13 protein-coding genes are annotated in these 13,395 nt (G+C 69.6%); 4 read left to right on the top strand and 9 right to left on the bottom strand.

Annotated features, from left to right (window positions below):
* Positions 1-42 precede the first annotated feature (42 nt).
* From petA to pepN, 3 genes are all read right to left on the bottom strand, one after another.
* Complete coding sequence (gene petA / locus ACMX37_RS01385) at positions 43-606, bottom strand: ubiquinol-cytochrome c reductase iron-sulfur subunit (protein ID WP_483147185.1); 564 nt, start codon at positions 604-606, stop codon at positions 43-45.
* Between the two features lie 229 nt (positions 607-835).
* Positions 836-1,585: a peptidoglycan editing factor PgeF gene (pgeF, locus tag ACMX37_RS01380; protein ID WP_483147184.1), complete on the bottom strand. Its 750-nt coding sequence runs from the start codon at positions 1,583-1,585 to the stop codon at positions 836-838.
* 4 nt (positions 1,586-1,589) lie between these two features.
* The gene (gene pepN / locus ACMX37_RS01375) at positions 1,590-4,250 is read right to left on the bottom strand and encodes an aminopeptidase N (protein WP_483147183.1); all 2,661 of its coding nucleotides are present in this window, start codon (positions 4,248-4,250) and stop codon (positions 1,590-1,592) included.
* A 129-nt stretch (positions 4,251-4,379) separates the two neighbouring features.
* Here pepN and ACMX37_RS01370 point away from each other — a divergent pair, with 129 nt between their 5' ends.
* Positions 4,380-5,219, top strand: a complete 840-nt coding sequence (locus ACMX37_RS01370; RefSeq protein WP_483147182.1) for a Rossmann-fold NAD(P)-binding domain-containing protein — start codon at positions 4,380-4,382, stop codon at positions 5,217-5,219.
* 47 nt (positions 5,220-5,266) lie between these two features.
* Here the strand turns inward: ACMX37_RS01370 and ACMX37_RS01365 are convergent, their stop codons facing one another.
* Entirely contained in the window at positions 5,267-6,190 is a 924-nt protein-coding gene (locus tag ACMX37_RS01365; RefSeq protein ID WP_483148436.1) for a DMT family transporter, read from the bottom strand.
* Positions 6,191-6,216: 26 nt separating this feature from the next.
* The gene (locus ACMX37_RS01360) at positions 6,217-7,236 is read right to left on the bottom strand and encodes a threonine aldolase family protein (protein ID WP_483147181.1); all 1,020 of its coding nucleotides are present in this window, start codon (positions 7,234-7,236) and stop codon (positions 6,217-6,219) included.
* 53 nt (positions 7,237-7,289) lie between these two features.
* Here ACMX37_RS01360 and ACMX37_RS01355 point away from each other — a divergent pair, with 53 nt between their 5' ends.
* Positions 7,290-7,607 carry a GNAT family N-acetyltransferase gene (locus ACMX37_RS01355; protein WP_483147180.1) on the top strand — a complete coding sequence of 106 codons (318 nt, stop codon included), beginning with the start codon at positions 7,290-7,292 and terminating at the stop codon, positions 7,605-7,607.
* Here ACMX37_RS01355 and ACMX37_RS01350 read toward each other — a convergent pair.
* Both ACMX37_RS01350 and ACMX37_RS01345 read right to left on the bottom strand, forming a co-directional pair.
* Positions 7,553-9,103, bottom strand: coding sequence for a PH domain-containing protein (locus ACMX37_RS01350; protein ID WP_483147179.1), 1,551 nt, complete (start codon positions 9,101-9,103; stop codon positions 7,553-7,555). The two genes, ACMX37_RS01355 and ACMX37_RS01350, sit on opposite strands and share 55 nt — an antisense overlap.
* Entirely contained in the window at positions 9,100-9,606 is a 507-nt protein-coding gene (locus ACMX37_RS01345; protein ID WP_483147178.1) for a PH domain-containing protein, read from the bottom strand. Before ACMX37_RS01345 ends, ACMX37_RS01350 begins: the two co-directional genes overlap by 4 nt.
* Positions 9,607-9,735: 129 nt before the next feature.
* Between ACMX37_RS01345 and ACMX37_RS01340 the strand changes: the two genes are divergently transcribed.
* Both ACMX37_RS01340 and ACMX37_RS01335 read left to right on the top strand, forming a co-directional pair.
* Complete coding sequence (locus ACMX37_RS01340) at positions 9,736-10,383, top strand: glutathione S-transferase family protein (RefSeq protein ID WP_483147177.1); 648 nt, start codon at positions 9,736-9,738, stop codon at positions 10,381-10,383.
* Positions 10,383-11,162 (top strand): SDR family NAD(P)-dependent oxidoreductase, encoded by a 780-nt coding sequence (locus tag ACMX37_RS01335; RefSeq protein ID WP_483147176.1) that lies wholly within the window; start codon positions 10,383-10,385, stop codon positions 11,160-11,162. Before ACMX37_RS01340 ends, ACMX37_RS01335 begins: the two co-directional genes overlap by 1 nt.
* An 82-nt stretch (positions 11,163-11,244) precedes the next feature.
* Here the strand turns inward: ACMX37_RS01335 and ACMX37_RS01330 are convergent, their stop codons facing one another.
* On the bottom strand, positions 11,245-12,549 hold the full coding sequence (locus ACMX37_RS01330; RefSeq protein WP_483147175.1) for a spinster family MFS transporter: 1,305 nt from the start codon (positions 12,547-12,549) through the stop codon (positions 11,245-11,247).
* Complete coding sequence (locus ACMX37_RS01325) at positions 12,521-13,300, bottom strand: SDR family oxidoreductase (protein ID WP_483147174.1); 780 nt, start codon at positions 13,298-13,300, stop codon at positions 12,521-12,523. The genes ACMX37_RS01330 and ACMX37_RS01325 overlap by 29 nt, the downstream gene beginning before the upstream one ends.
* Positions 13,301-13,395 lie beyond the last annotated feature (95 nt).

Genomic DNA, 13,395 nt, shown 5'->3' with positions numbered 1-13,395 from the left:
AAGGGAAACGGACGATTATCGTTATCGTTCAGATACGAAAGCTCAGCCGACGCGGACGACGGTGTCGGATGCGAAAGTGTATTCCGGCACCATCAGGTTGAGCGGCGCGGGGCCCTTGCGGATGCGGCCGGCGACGTCGTAGTGCGAGCCGTGGCAGGGGCAGAAATAGCCGCCGAACTCGCCCTTGTTCTCGCCTTCGGCCGCGCCCAGCGGCACGCAGCCGAGGTGGGTGCACACGCCCATGGTGATGAGGATGTCCTCGTGCCCGGCCTTGGTGCGCTCGGCGAGGGTCGCCGGATCGCGCATGTCGGCGCCGTCATCGGCCTTGGCCTTGGCGATTTCCTCGGGCGTGAGGCGCTTCACGAACAGCGGCTGCTTGCGGAAGGTGGCCTTGATGCTCTGGCCCGGCTGGATCGCGCCGACGTCGACCTCGGTGGTGCTGGCGGCGAGCACGTCGGCCGAGGGGGCCATCTGGCTGACCAGCGGGAACAGGACGGAAGCCCCGCCGACGCCCGCGGTGCTCAGCGCGGCAATGTGGATCCAGTCGCGGCGACGCACGCCTTCAGGGTTGCTGAGGTCGTTGGTCGCGGCCGTATCAGTCGCCATTTCTTCTTACCCTGCTCGTTTTGCCGCGCCGGGATTGGCCTGCGCGGCGTGGTGTTCCAGTGCGGGGCGATGCCCCGGATCCCGATCCGTCGATTGGTCCCTGTTTCAGGCCCGGCGAGCGCCCGTGGAGCGCACCTCACCCGAAACTTGCGCGGGGCAATTAACGGCAATCCTGCGAATTTCCAACCGTGTTTTAAGCAAGGCGCGTTCGCCGCCGTGCAAGGCGACCTCAGGACAGCGCGATCATGCTGATCTGCCGACCATAATTCGCCTCGCACGCCTGGGTTGAGCGCCTGTGGGAATGGTAACGCGCGACTTGGGAGAATGTATCCCGGCCCAGATCCGCAATTTTCCCGAGGTTCGCGGCGCGAAGCCGGGCCATGATGAATCCCGGCAGGTCGAAGTGCCAGCGCGCCATGCCCTCGCGCTCGGGCGCAGGGGCGAAGAAGCGGTCGGCATCGGCGGGAAAGCGGGCGCGGAAGGGGGCGTCGACCTCGTAGCTCGGCTGCGCGATGGTGGGGCCGAGCACGGCGGCGATCCGCTCCCGCCGCGCACCGAGCGATTCCATTGCGGCGACGGTGTTCTCGAGCACGCCGTCGACCGCGCCGCGCCAGCCGGCATGGGCGGCACCGATCACGCCCGCCTCGCGGTCGGCGAAGAGGATGGGTCCACAGTCGGCGGTGACGATCCCGAGCACGATGCCTGGTGTCGCAGTCACCACGGCATCGGCGACGGGGCGGCCCTCAATGGCATCGTCCCACGCCGCGGCGACCGTCACCACATCGGGCGAATGGACCTGGTGGGGCGCGGCGAGTCGTCCGCCGGGCAGGATCGCCTCGGTCGCCGCTGCCCGCAACGCGCGGACCTCGGCGCCGTCGCCCGGCCCGCCGAAGCCGAACTGGTGCCCGCCTCCGGCGCTGCCGAAGAAGCCGTGGGGCACGCCCGCCAGCAGGTCGGCGGTCTCGATCTGGAAGTCCACCGCCTCAGCCCTCGAGCGAGCGGCTGACCTGCTCGAAGGTGTCGCGCGACAGGTTGCCCGCCGCCAGGATCCGCTCCAGCTCCGCCTTCATCAGCGCCGCCCGCCCGGGCTCCAGCCTCCGCCAGCGCCCGAGCGAGGGCACGAAGCGCGCGGCGGTCTGCGGGTTGATCGGATCAAGCGCGAGGATCACGTCGGCGACCATGCGGTAGCCCTCCCCGTCGGCCTTGTGGAACGCCTTGGGGTTGCCGGCGAAAGCCATGTGCAGCGAACGTACGCGGTTGGGGTTCTTCAGCGTGAAGTCGGGGTGCTCGGCGAGCCTGCGCACATGGGCGATCACGTCCGGATGGAGCGACAGCGCCTGCAGGGTGAACCACTTGTCGATCACCAGCGCGTTGCCCTTGTAACGCTCGTAGAAGGCGGCGAGCCGCTCCTCGCGCGCCGGCGTGTCGAGCCCGCACAGCACCATCAGCGCGCCTTGCCGGTCGGTCATGTTGTCCGCCGCGTCATATTGCGCTGCTGCCAGCTGCGCCGCCCGCGCCGGGTCGGCGGCGGCGATGAGGCCCAGCGCGATGGTCTTGACCTTGCGCGCCCCGCGCCCGGCCGGATCGTCGTGCGTCACCGCCGAGGCCCGCGCGTGGAGCGCCGCGAGCTCGCCCGCCAGCGCCGTGCCGATCGCCGCCTTCAGCCCCTCGCGCGCGGCATGGATCGCGCCGGGATCGGCGAGGCGCTCGCCCGTGGCCATCGCTTCGAAGAGGTAGGTTTCGGACGGCAACACCATAAGCTCGCCGCGCATCGCGTCCTCGAGCGCATTGTCGGCGAGGCTGGAGCGGAAGGCGCCGATGATCGCCGCTTCGCCCGCGGCCTGCTCGTCCGCCGACAGCGTCCCGGCCGCGGTCGCAACGAGATGCCCGACGGCGAGTTCCTGCAAGGCCTCGGAACGGGCGAAGGGATCATCGTCATGCGCGGCAAGGAACACGAGGTCCTCGCGCGCCAAATCGCGCTCGATCACCACCGGGGCGGTGAAACCGCGGTTGATCGAGACCACCGGGTCGGGTCCGGCGAGCGGCAGGGTGAAGCTCTGCTCCTCCTGCGCCAGCACCAGCACCTGCTCCGCCCCCGTCGCGCCCTGCCGCGAGTGGACCGCGACCTTGAGCGGGATCGGCATCGGCAGCTTGTCGGGCTGGCCGGGGGTGGCGGGGACGGTCTGCCGGAGGGTGAGCTTGAGGGTATCGCCCTCCACGGCCTGCGACACGGCGACGCGCGGCGTGCCGGCCTGCGCGTACCAGCGGCGGAACTGGGTGAGGTCGATCCCGGCCCCGTCCTCGATCGCCTTGACGAAATCCTCGCAGGTCGCCGCCTCGCCGTCGTGGCGGTCGAAATAGAGGTCGCACCCGGCGCGGAACCGCGCCTCGCCCACCATCGAGCGCATCATGCGGATCACCTCGGCGCCCTTGTTGTAGACGGTCGCGGTGTAAAAGTTGCTGATCTCGCGATAGGAATCGGGCCGGATCGGGTGGGCGAGCGGCCCCGCGTCCTCGGGGAACTGCGCAGCGCGCAGGATGCGCACGTCCTCGATCCGCTTGACCGCCTCGCCGCGCATGTCCTGCGAGAACAGCTGGTCGCGCAGCACGGTGAAGCCCTCCTTCAGCGAGAGCTGGAACCAGTCGCGGCAGGTCACGCGGTTGCCCGACCAGTTGTGGAAATACTCATGCGCGATCACGCCCTCGACCGCGTCAAAATCGGCGTCGGTCGCGGTGTCGGGATCGGCGAGCACGTATTTCGTGTTGAAGACGTTGAGCCCCTTGTTCTCCATCGCCCCCATGTTGAAGTCGGAAACGGCGACGATGTTGTAGAGATCGAGGTCGTATTCGCGGCCGAACACGTCCTCGTCCCACTTCATCGAGCGGTGAAGCGATTCGAGCGCATGGTCGGTGCGTTCGAGGTCTTCCGCGCGCACCCAGACATTGCATTCGACGACGCGGCCCGAGCGGGTGGTGAAGGGCTTGCTGTTCGCCACCAGGTCGCCCGCGACCAGCGCGAAGAGGTAGGAGGGCTTGGGCCAGGGATCGTGCCATTCGGCCCAGTGCGTGCCGTCGCCGTTGTCGCCAGCCGCGATGCGGTTGCCGTTGCACAGCAGGATCGGGAAGAGCGCCTTGTCACCCTCCATCCGCACGGCATAGGTCGACAGGACATCGGGCCGGTCGGGGAAGAAGGTTATGCGGCGGAAGCCCTCCGATTCGCACTGAGTGCAGAGCATGCCCGAAGAGGCGTAGAGGCCCATCAGCTGGGTGTTGGCGCTGGGGTCGATGGTGGTGACGACCTCGACCGTATGGGCAGCGCCCGGCAGGGTGATGACGAGGTCGGGCCCGTCCATGCGCCATTCGGCAGGGGCGCCGTCCACCGTGACACTCTCTGCCATGAGGCTGTCGCCGTTGAGGCGCAGCTCGGGCGAGGGATCGGCGGCGGGGTTGCGCTCGACCGCGAGGGTCGCCGTGACGCGGGTCGCCTCCAGACCGAGGCGGAAGTCCAGCGTCGTCGTCGGCACGGCCCAGGCGAAGGGCCGGTAATCCTCGCGCCGGATCACCGGCGGCTCGTGGGGAGTGGGGGCGGCGTCCGCGAGTTCGGGGTTGCCCTCGGGGGTGGTGGGGGTGGTGGCGATATCCATAGGTCACTCTCTACCCGTTCGTGTCGAGCGCAGTCGAGACACAAAGCGCACCGCCGGACGCACAGGCCTCTCGCGTTCAACCTGCGGTTGTGCGTTGCATCCGCTCGAGGCGAACGGCACTAGTGAGGGATGGCGCACCTTCTCATCTTCGGCCTCGGCTACACGGCAACGCGCATCGCCGTCGCCATGCGTGCGGCCGGGTGGCAGGTTCGCGCCACGGGGAGCGCGGGCGACATCGCCTTCGCCGACCGCGATGCGGTGCTGGCGGCCTTGGGCGAGGCCACCCACGTGCTCTCCTCCGTCCCGCCGGAGCGCGGCGGTGGCGATCCGGTGCTGGAGGCTTATGGCGAGGCGCTTGCGGGCAAGGGGCTGTTCTACCTCTCCTCGACCGGCGTCTATGGCGACCGCGAGGGCGCTTGGGTGGACGAGTCGACCCCGACCATCGCGCAGAGCGGCGAAGGCCGCAGGAATGCCCGCGCCGATGCCGACCTTGCGTGGCTGAACATGGGCGCGCGGGTGTTCCGCCTGCCCGGGATCTACGGGCCGGGCCGCTCGGCGCTGGACCGGGCACGCGAGGGCAAGGCGCGGCGGATCGACCTTCCGGGGCAGGTGTTCAGCCGCGTCCATGTCGAGGACATCGTCAGCGGGGTCGTCGCCGCCCTCACACAGGACGCGCCTTCGGGGGCCTACAACCTCGGCGACGATCACCCGTGCAGCGGCAACGCGGTCACCGAACACGCCTGCCGTTTGCTCGGCCTGCCCCTGCCGCCGCTGGAACCGCTGGAGGAGGCGAACCTCTCGGACATGGCGCGCGGTTTCTACCTGGAGAACCGCCGCGTCGCGAACGGCAAGGCGAAGCGGGTGCTGGGGTGGTCGCCGAAATATCCGACCTATGTCGAGGGATTGGCGTCCTTGTTTTCGCCTCAAGCGCCGGCGGGCGCATCCGCGCCCTTGGCTACCGCGCCATAAGGCGCGACGGGCATTCGCCCTTGCGGCCCTGCGGGCCGATCAGCATCCTACCTCCGCAAAGCTCCGCTCTGCTGCACCTGCACCGCCTTCACCCGCCGTGCCCTCAAAGCGAGCCCCATGCCGGTGAGGGCCAGCGCCATCCCGCTCGCCGAGAGCAGATCCCAGCGGAAGTTCTCGAACAGGGTCGAAAGCAGCATCGCCACGCACACCGTGACGATGCCGTTGTAGGCGGTCTTCCCCGCCCCGATCTCCCGCACGAGGTTGTAGTGCAGAGGGAAGGTCACCACCGATCCGATGATCGCGAGATAGGCCGTCCCCGCCCAGAACTGCCATGCGCCCGGCATCTGCGGCGGGCCGGCGGTCAGCAGGGCATAGCCGAGATCGAACAGCGTCCCGTAGAGCATCGCCCAGGCGAGCAGGCTCACCATCGGCACCCCGCGACCCGTCGGGTTGGCCTGCACCACGTTGGCGATCGAGGCGGCGAGCATCCCGCCCACCGCCAGCACGATCCCCAGCCCCACGTCGCCGCCCAGCGGCGCGGCGTTCCATTCGTGCACCAGCAGCAGCGCCACCCCGGCAATGGCGACGAGGCTCCCGCCGATGAAGCCGCCCTGCACCTTCTCGCCGATGAACACCCTTGCGAAGATCGCGTTCGGCACCATCAGCAGCGCGAACATCACCGCGACGATGCCGGAGGTGATGTGCTGTTCGGCATGATAGACGAACAGGAAATTGCCCGAGAACTGCGCGATCCCGACGCCCAGCGCCAGCAAGTGCTCCGCCCGGTTAAGCTTCAGCCGGTTGCCCATCATCGTCGCGAGGATGAACAGCGCCGGGGTTGCCAGCATGAAGCGGTAGAACACGCCCCAGGCGGCAGGCACGTCGCTGATCTGGCCGGTGATGACGAACCAGGTCGAGCCCCAGATCGTGCCCGTCAGCATGAAGGGCACCAGCACCTTGGGGCTGAGCATCGAGGGGGCGGGCGCGGCGGCGCGGCTCACAGCGCGGCGATCGCCTTGCCGAGCGCCGCCGCGTCCTCGGCGCGGGTGTTCCACGCGGTGACGAAGCGCGCCGAATCCGGCCCCCAGTCATAGAAGGCGAAGCCCTGCGCCCGCAGCGCCTCGCGCTCGGCGGGGGCGAGGCGGACGAACAGCTCGTTCGCCTCGGCGGGATGGAGCAGCCGCTCGCCGCAGCCCGCCGCCACCTCCTGCGCCGCGGCATTGGCGTGGGCGGCATTGGCAAGCCACAGGTCACCGTCCAGCATCGCGAGGATCTGCGCGGCGAGATAGCGGCCCTTGCATTGCAGGTGCCCGGCGCGCTTGCGGCGGTAGCGGACCTCGGCGGCGCGTTCGGGATCGAACAGCACCACCGCCTCGGCGCCCATGCCGCCGTTCTTGATGAAGCCGAAGGCGAGGCTGTCGACCGGCCCTGCCGCCGCCCGCGCCGCATCTTGCGCGCTGCCGCCGAGGAAGGCCGCCGCATTGGCGAAGCGCGCCCCGTCCATGTGGAGGCCGAGCCTGCGCTCCTTCACGAAGGCACCGAGTGCCGCCAGTTCGGCAGGACTGTAGGTGCGCCCGTATTCGCTCGCCTGCGTGATCGCGACGGCGTGGGGCTGGACCTGGTGGACATCGTTGCGGATCGGATCGACCAGCGCGGCGATGTCGGCGGGCGTCAGCTTGGCGCCCTCGCCCTCGGCCAGCATCAGCTTGGCGCCGTGGAGGAAGAACCCCGGGGCCCCGCCCTCGTCGACCTCGATATGCGCCTCGCGGTGGCACACCACCCCGCCATGCGGCGCGCACAGCGTGCCGAGCGCGAGGCAGTTCGCCGCGGTGCCCGTCGCCACCCACAGCGCGGCGCATTCGCGCCCGAACAGCGCGGTGAAGCGGGCGTCGAGTTCGGCCGAGAGCCGGTCCCCGTCGTACGGATTGTCCGGCTCGTCGGCAGCGCGCATCGCCTCCCACAGCCGGGGGTGGACGGCAGCGGCGTTGTCGGACAGGAAGGGCTTGGCAAGGGTCATCGGCTCACGCCCTTAACCGCACATTCGGGCGTGACAAGCGGGAGCAGCGAGACATGGGCGAACAAAGCGCAGACCTGACAATCACCCATCACGTTCAGGGAACCGGCGGGCGTTATGTCGCGGCGGTCGCGGGCGCGGTGGAGCAGGGCTACCTCGAATGGGAAGCGGGCGGCGAGCGCGACGGGAAGGAGGTGCGCATCGCCGCGCACACCATCGTGCCGCGCGCGATCGGCGGGCGCGGCGTGGCGGCGGCGCTGACCGAGCGGCTGGTCGAGGACGCGCGGCGGCAGGGCTTCCTGATCCGCCCCGATTGCTCCTACGTCGCGAGGAAGTTCTCCGAAAACCCGGACTGGGCCCCGCTCGAGGCCTGATCGAGCCGCGAGTAATCGGTCGCGGTGATTGTCTCCATCACGGCGGCGCGCAGGGCGCGGGCCTGATCGAGCGGCACGCCCTGCATCGCGAAGCTCCCCCCGGCGAGCCCGAGATGCACCGTCGCATAGCCGCGCGCCCGCGCCAGCGGGCCTTGCGCGATCTCGACCGAGTGGAGCTTCAGCCGCGTGGCGATGGCCTGTGTCGGCGAAAGGAAGCCGTGGCTGGCATAGACCTGCTTGTCGTCGATCGCGTGCCGCCGGAACTCCCAAGCATAGAGGTTCGCGCCCACCACCAGCACCCCGATCCCGAGCGGGATCAGGAACAGGCCCGGCGGCGCGAAGATCGCGACCGGGATCGCCGCGAGGAAGAACAGCGCCGAATCGAGCACCGCCTTGTCGGTGCGATGCCGCTTTGCCGCGCGCTGCCACGCCGTCGCATCGTCGGGCAGGCGGAACCCCGCTGCCTGCACGATCGGCGCGATCTCCTCCATCCGCGCGAAGGGCGCGACCACGTGGCTCTCGCCCTCGTCGTCCTGCGCGAGGCTGACGAAGCTCAGCGAGCGCCAGCCGAAGCGGTAGCGCACGAGGCCGGTGCCGATCACCAGCCCCTGCACGCGGTGGGCGGGCATCACCACGTCGGTGCGGGTCAGCAGGCCGCGCTGCCGCCGGAAGCCGCGCGCCGAGCGGGTGAGGGTGAAGCCCCAGTCGCGAAGGGCCGTGCGCACCACGCCCGTCCCGAAGCCGATCAGCACCAGCCCAATCAGACCCGCGATGGCGCCAGCGGCCTGCGCATAGGGCCCGAGGCTGGCGACGACGGTGCCCTGTTCCTCGAGCCAGCTGCGCCACAGGTCGACATTCCACACGTCGATGTCGGTGACGTTGTCGACATATTGCAGCGCGCCGCCCAGCACCGCGAAGACCGCGAGCGAGAATTCGAACAGGCCGAAGGTCAGCAGCCGACCCGGCCCGAGCGCGAACAGCACCTCGCCTTCCTCGGGCACGGTCGTGGCCGCGACGGGCGCTCCCTCGCCGCCGGTGGCGGCGGCGGCTTCCTCGTCGCGGCGCTCGCGCACCAGCCGGCGCAGCGCCTCGCCCTCGGCGGCGGTGAGATATTCGAGCGCCACGTCCTCGCCCCCGCCGGCCCCGGTCTCGAACTTGACCGACACCAGCCCGAAAAGGCGCGGCAGAGGCTTGGCCTCGAGGCTGACGTCCTGGATGCGCTCGTAGGGCACCGAACGCGCCGCGCGGCTCAGGATGCCGCTCTCGACCCGGATGTCGGTCTCGCCGATCGTGTAGGTGAGCCGCCGCCAGCCGAGCCAGCTGAAGGCGGTGCCGATCGCCGCCGCGGCAAGGCCGACCCCGAGCGCCAGCGCGAAGCGCCCTTCGCCGCCGACACCGGAAAAGGCGATGGCGAGGGCCGGGAACACCGCGCTGCGGAGCGCCCCCAGAGCGCCGAGCGCGACGCTGAGCGGGGCCGTGCGGCGGGGCTCGCTCACATCGTCTCCCGGCGGATATGCCCGCGGATGGACTCGCGCATCTCGCGCGCCAGTTCCTCGCCGAGGCCGGGAAGCGAGACGGAGGCATTGTGGTTGCCCGCCGTGTGCAGGGTCAGCGTGGCGATGCCGAAGAACCGCTCGAGCGGGCCCTGGTTGACGTCGATATGCTGCACCCTTCCGAAGGGCACCACAGTGTCCGCGCGGAACAGCAACCCGCGCACCACCCGCAGGCGGTCGGCGCTGATCTGGTAGCCGCGCGAGCCGTAGCGGCGCGCGGGGATGCGCAGGATCAGGACGAGTGCGATCAGCAGCACCGGCCCGGCGATCACGCCGCTCGGGAACAGGCCCTCGTCGCGGAACACCAGTTCGAGCACCAGCGCCCCGATCAGGAAAGGGATCGCGGTCAGCCCCGTCTGCACGCGCAGGGCGTGAGCGTAGTTGGGGTGGAGCTTGGTCAGCTCGCCATCGTCGTCGATGGGCTGGGGCACGGGAGTCTGGTCCATGGTGCTTTATCTGCGCAATACAGCCCCGCCGCGCAAGCCAATTTCCGCGCCGCCCCTAGCGCATTTATGAGGGCGACGGCCCGCGCCCGGCCCCGTAGAACCTTCCGCAAATCCAATCGGGAGAGCACCATGACCACGCTTCATTCCAGCCTCGGCCCCAACCCGCGCCTCGTGCGGATGTTCATGGTCGAGAAGGGGCTCGAGGAGGGGCGCGATTTCACCCGCGTCCATTACGACATCATCACCGGCCAGAACCGGCAGGATGCGGGCTACATGGCGAAGAACCCGCAGGGCACCACCCCGACGCTGGAACTGGATGACGGCACCTGCCTCACCGAGAGCTGGCCGATCTGCGAATACATCGAGGAGATGCACCCGCAGCCCAACCTGTTCGGCGAAACCCCGGTCGAGCGCGCCACCGTGCGCAAGTGGGCGCGGCTGTTCGACCAGGAGGTGGTGGTGCCGATGACGATGGGCTTCCGGGCCGGCGCAGGCCGCCCGATGTTCGAGCCACGCATGAGCGTCGTCTCTCCGCAAGCGGGGGCGGAGCTTTCGGCGATGGCGGACGAGAAGTGGCGGCTGTTCGACAGCTATCTCGGCGCGAGCGACCACATCGCGCTTGGCCGCTTCACCTTCGCTGACCTGCTGATCTTCGCCTTCGCCAATTTCGGTTTCACCGTGGGCTGGAAGCTCCCCGAGGGCACGGACAATCTCGCGCGCTTCGTCGAGACCCATAACCAGCGCCCCTGCGCCGCGATCTGGCAGCAGGCCGAGTAATGCCCGACCTGTCGGGAAAGGTCGCCATCGTCACCGGCTGCGCAAGCGGGATCGGCGCGGCGACGGTGCGGCGGCTGCGCGCGGACGGAGCCGAGGTGCTCGGCACTGATCTCGACGAACAGCGTGGCGCGGCGCTGTGCGCCGAGGCGGGGGCGCGCTTCGCGGTGCAGGACGTGTCCGACCGCGCGCTCTGGCCTCAGATCGTGGCACAGGCGGTGGAGGCCTTCGGGCGGCTCGACATCCTCGTCAACAATGCCGGGATGGTGTCGGGCGCGGGTATCGGCGATCTGGATGACGAGGCGATGTTCGCCGCGTGGGACAAGGTGCTGGCGGTGAACCTCACCGGCACGATGGCCGGGTGCCGCGCTGCGATTGCCGCGATGAAGGACAATCAGGGCGGGGCAAAGGGCGCGATCGTCAACATCGCCTCGACCACCGCCATCGCCCCGCTGCCCACCGACGTCGGCTATTCGGCAAGCAAGGCGGCAGTGCGCGCGCTCAGCAAGTCGGTGGCAACCTGGTGCGCTCAGCAAGGTCTTGCGATCCGCTGCAACACGGTGATCCCGGGCGCGACCATGACCGGGATTCTCGCAGCAACCGAGCAGCAGATGCCGGGCTTTCTCGCCATGGTGGCGAAAACTTCGCCCTTGAACCGCCTCGCCGACCCGTCCGAAACGGCTGCCGCCATCGCCTTCCTCGCCAGCGACGAATGCCCCTTCATGACCGGCGCCGAAATGCTGGTCGACGGCGCGGCGCTGGCGATCCATCCGGGGTTTTGAAGCACTTTCCGTTCGCCTCGAGCGAGGTCGAGAGGCCCCGGGAGGTGTCTCGACTGCGCTCGACACAAACGGGCGAGGGACGTCAGCCCTTCCGCATCTTCTCCAGATAGCCGCTCGGCCCCATCTGCGCGGCGGTCCACACGAAGATCGCGAGGCTGGCGAGGCCCGAGGCGAGGCACACGGCGAACACCGCCACCGCCAGCGCGCTCGTCCCGTAGGCCGGCGCCAGCGCATCGCTCGCCGCGCCGATCACCGCCAGCCCCAGCGCCTGCCCGACGAGGTTGTTGAAGAACAGCGCGATCGCGACCGCAAAGCCGCGGCTGGCCGGCTCGACCGCGGCCTGGATGCCCGACAGGATCCCCGCCTGGCTCGCGACATAGATCGCATAGGCCACGCCGAACCAGCCGAGAAACGCGCCGAAGCTGTCCGAGGTGAGGCTCAGCGCCAGAGGCATGACGCAGCCGAGGCTCACCGCGCCCGGAAGCCACGCCCGCCAGCGTTCGTCGCGCAGGGTCAGCCAGTGCGTGACGAAGCCGCCGAGGATCGGGCCGGGGATGCCGCCGAGAAAGAAGGTCAAGCCGAGATAGAGGCCGACATCGCCGGTGGAGATCGGGAACTGGCGCAGCATCACCGCCGCCATCCAGAACGCGAGCGCATAGCCGATCATGATCTGCACCGCCCAGCCCAGCGCCAGCCCCATGAAGACGCGATTGGTCAGCAGGCTCGCCACCGTCCGGCCGAGCGGCAGCTGCGTCATGTCCGTGCCCTCGGGGGCATAGCGGCCGCGGGGCGGTTCGCGCACCGTCAGATAGAGCGCCCCGCCGATCAGCAGCCCGGGCAGGCCCATCAGGATGAAGGCCCAGCGCCAGTCGAACCACTCGGCCAGCTGCCCGCCGACGACGAGGCCCATCGCCGTACCCATCGTCGACCCGAGCGTGAGAAAGCCCATCGCCTTCGCCAGCTCGCCCCGGGTGAAGAAATCGGCGACGAGGCTCTGCGAGGAAGGTCCGGAACAGCCCTCGCCCACCCCCACGCCGGTGCGCGCGAGGAACAGGGTCCAGAAGCCTGTCGCCATGCCGCAGGCGGCGGTCATCACGCTCCAGAAGGCGATTGCCGCCGCGACGATGTTCTTGCGCACCGAGCGGTCGGCCAGCCGCGCCGCCGGGAAGCCTGCGAGCACATAGACCAGCGAGAAGGCGAGCCCGCCCAGGAGGCCCAGCTCGAAATCGGAAAGCCGGAACTCGGCCTTGATGTCCTCGATCAGGATCGAGAACACGAGCCGGTCGGCGACGCTGAACGCACTCGTCAGCGTCAGCAGGCCCAGGACATACCAGCGGTACGCCCCGGGCCTTGCGTCCTCAGTGATGGGGGCGGGCGTAGAGGCCATTGTCCACCGGGATCGTCAGGCCGTTGAGGAAGCGCGCCTCGTCCGAGGCGAGGAACAGCACGCAGCCTGCCACATCGCGCGGGTGGCCTAGCGCATCGGCAGCGAGCGGCCCCTCGGGGATCTCCATCGGGGTCTGCCCGGCGCGGCCCGAGACGCCCATAACCATCGGGGTCTCGATGCCCCCGGGCGCCAGCGCGTTGACGCGGATGCCGTAGCCCTTGTCCTGGAAATCGACCGCGAGCGAGCGGGTCATCCCCGCGATCCCGGCCTTGGCGGCAGCATAGGCCGGGATGTTGCCATAGCCCATCAGCGCCGCGGTCGAGGCCATGTTGATGATTGAGGAACCGCCCCCGCCCACCTTGAGGTGGCGGTGCTTCATCAGCGGCACGGCATATTTGCACCCGAGGAAGGTGCCGACCACGTGGATGTCGAGGTGCAGCCTGAAGTGGGCGAGCGAGCAGTCCTCGATGCTCTCGAAGATCACGTTGCCGGCATTGTTCACGAGGATGTCGAGCCCGCCGTGGCGTTCCTCGACAGCGCGCATCACCTCGATCCACTGGTCCTCGCTGGTGACGTCCAATGCCATCGCGTCGCCGCCGATGGAATCGGCGACCTGGTGGGCGAGTTCCACCTCGCGGTCGGTGACGATCACCTTGGCGCCCTCCCGCGCCAGCGCCTCGCAATCGGCCTTGCCCAGCCCCATCGCCCCGCCCGTCACGAGCGCGACCTTGCCCGCCACACGTCCCGCCATCTGCTCTCTCCCAAAAGCGTCTGTTCTGTAACGGCCAGCCTATCGGGCGCGGGGCCACCCGCCACTGTCGAAAGCGCGAGGGCGCGGGCGGCGCG

This window comes from Porphyrobacter sp. THAI-01a (assembly GCF_056868655.1).
The sequence above is the reverse complement of the archived record's forward strand: the minus strand, read 5'-3'. Positions and strand labels throughout refer to the sequence as shown.

Bases quoted from the DNA above. Each gene is read 5' to 3' on its own strand.
- pepN (WP_483147183.1), bottom strand. From the start codon at position 4,250: ATGGATATCGCCACCACCCCCACCACCCCCGAGGGCAACCCCGAACTC.
- ACMX37_RS01360 (WP_483147181.1), bottom strand. From the start codon at position 7,236: ATGACCCTTGCCAAGCCCTTCCTGTCCGACAACGCCGCTGCCGTCCAC.
- ACMX37_RS01325 (WP_483147174.1), bottom strand. From the start codon at position 13,300: ATGGCGGGACGTGTGGCGGGCAAGGTCGCGCTCGTGACGGGCGGGGCG.
- petA (WP_483147185.1), bottom strand. From the start codon at position 606: ATGGCGACTGATACGGCCGCGACCAACGACCTCAGCAACCCTGAAGGC.
- ACMX37_RS01365 (WP_483148436.1), bottom strand. From the start codon at position 6,190: ATGCTCAGCCCCAAGGTGCTGGTGCCCTTCATGCTGACGGGCACGATC.
- ACMX37_RS01335 (WP_483147176.1), top strand. From the start codon at position 10,383: ATGCCCGACCTGTCGGGAAAGGTCGCCATCGTCACCGGCTGCGCAAGC.
- ACMX37_RS01340 (WP_483147177.1), top strand. From the start codon at position 9,736: ATGACCACGCTTCATTCCAGCCTCGGCCCCAACCCGCGCCTCGTGCGG.
- ACMX37_RS01355 (WP_483147180.1), top strand. From the start codon at position 7,290: ATGGGCGAACAAAGCGCAGACCTGACAATCACCCATCACGTTCAGGGA.
- ACMX37_RS01345 (WP_483147178.1), bottom strand. From the start codon at position 9,606: ATGGACCAGACTCCCGTGCCCCAGCCCATCGACGACGATGGCGAGCTG.
- ACMX37_RS01370 (WP_483147182.1), top strand. From the start codon at position 4,380: ATGGCGCACCTTCTCATCTTCGGCCTCGGCTACACGGCAACGCGCATC.
- ACMX37_RS01330 (WP_483147175.1), bottom strand. From the start codon at position 12,549: ATGGCCTCTACGCCCGCCCCCATCACTGAGGACGCAAGGCCCGGGGCG.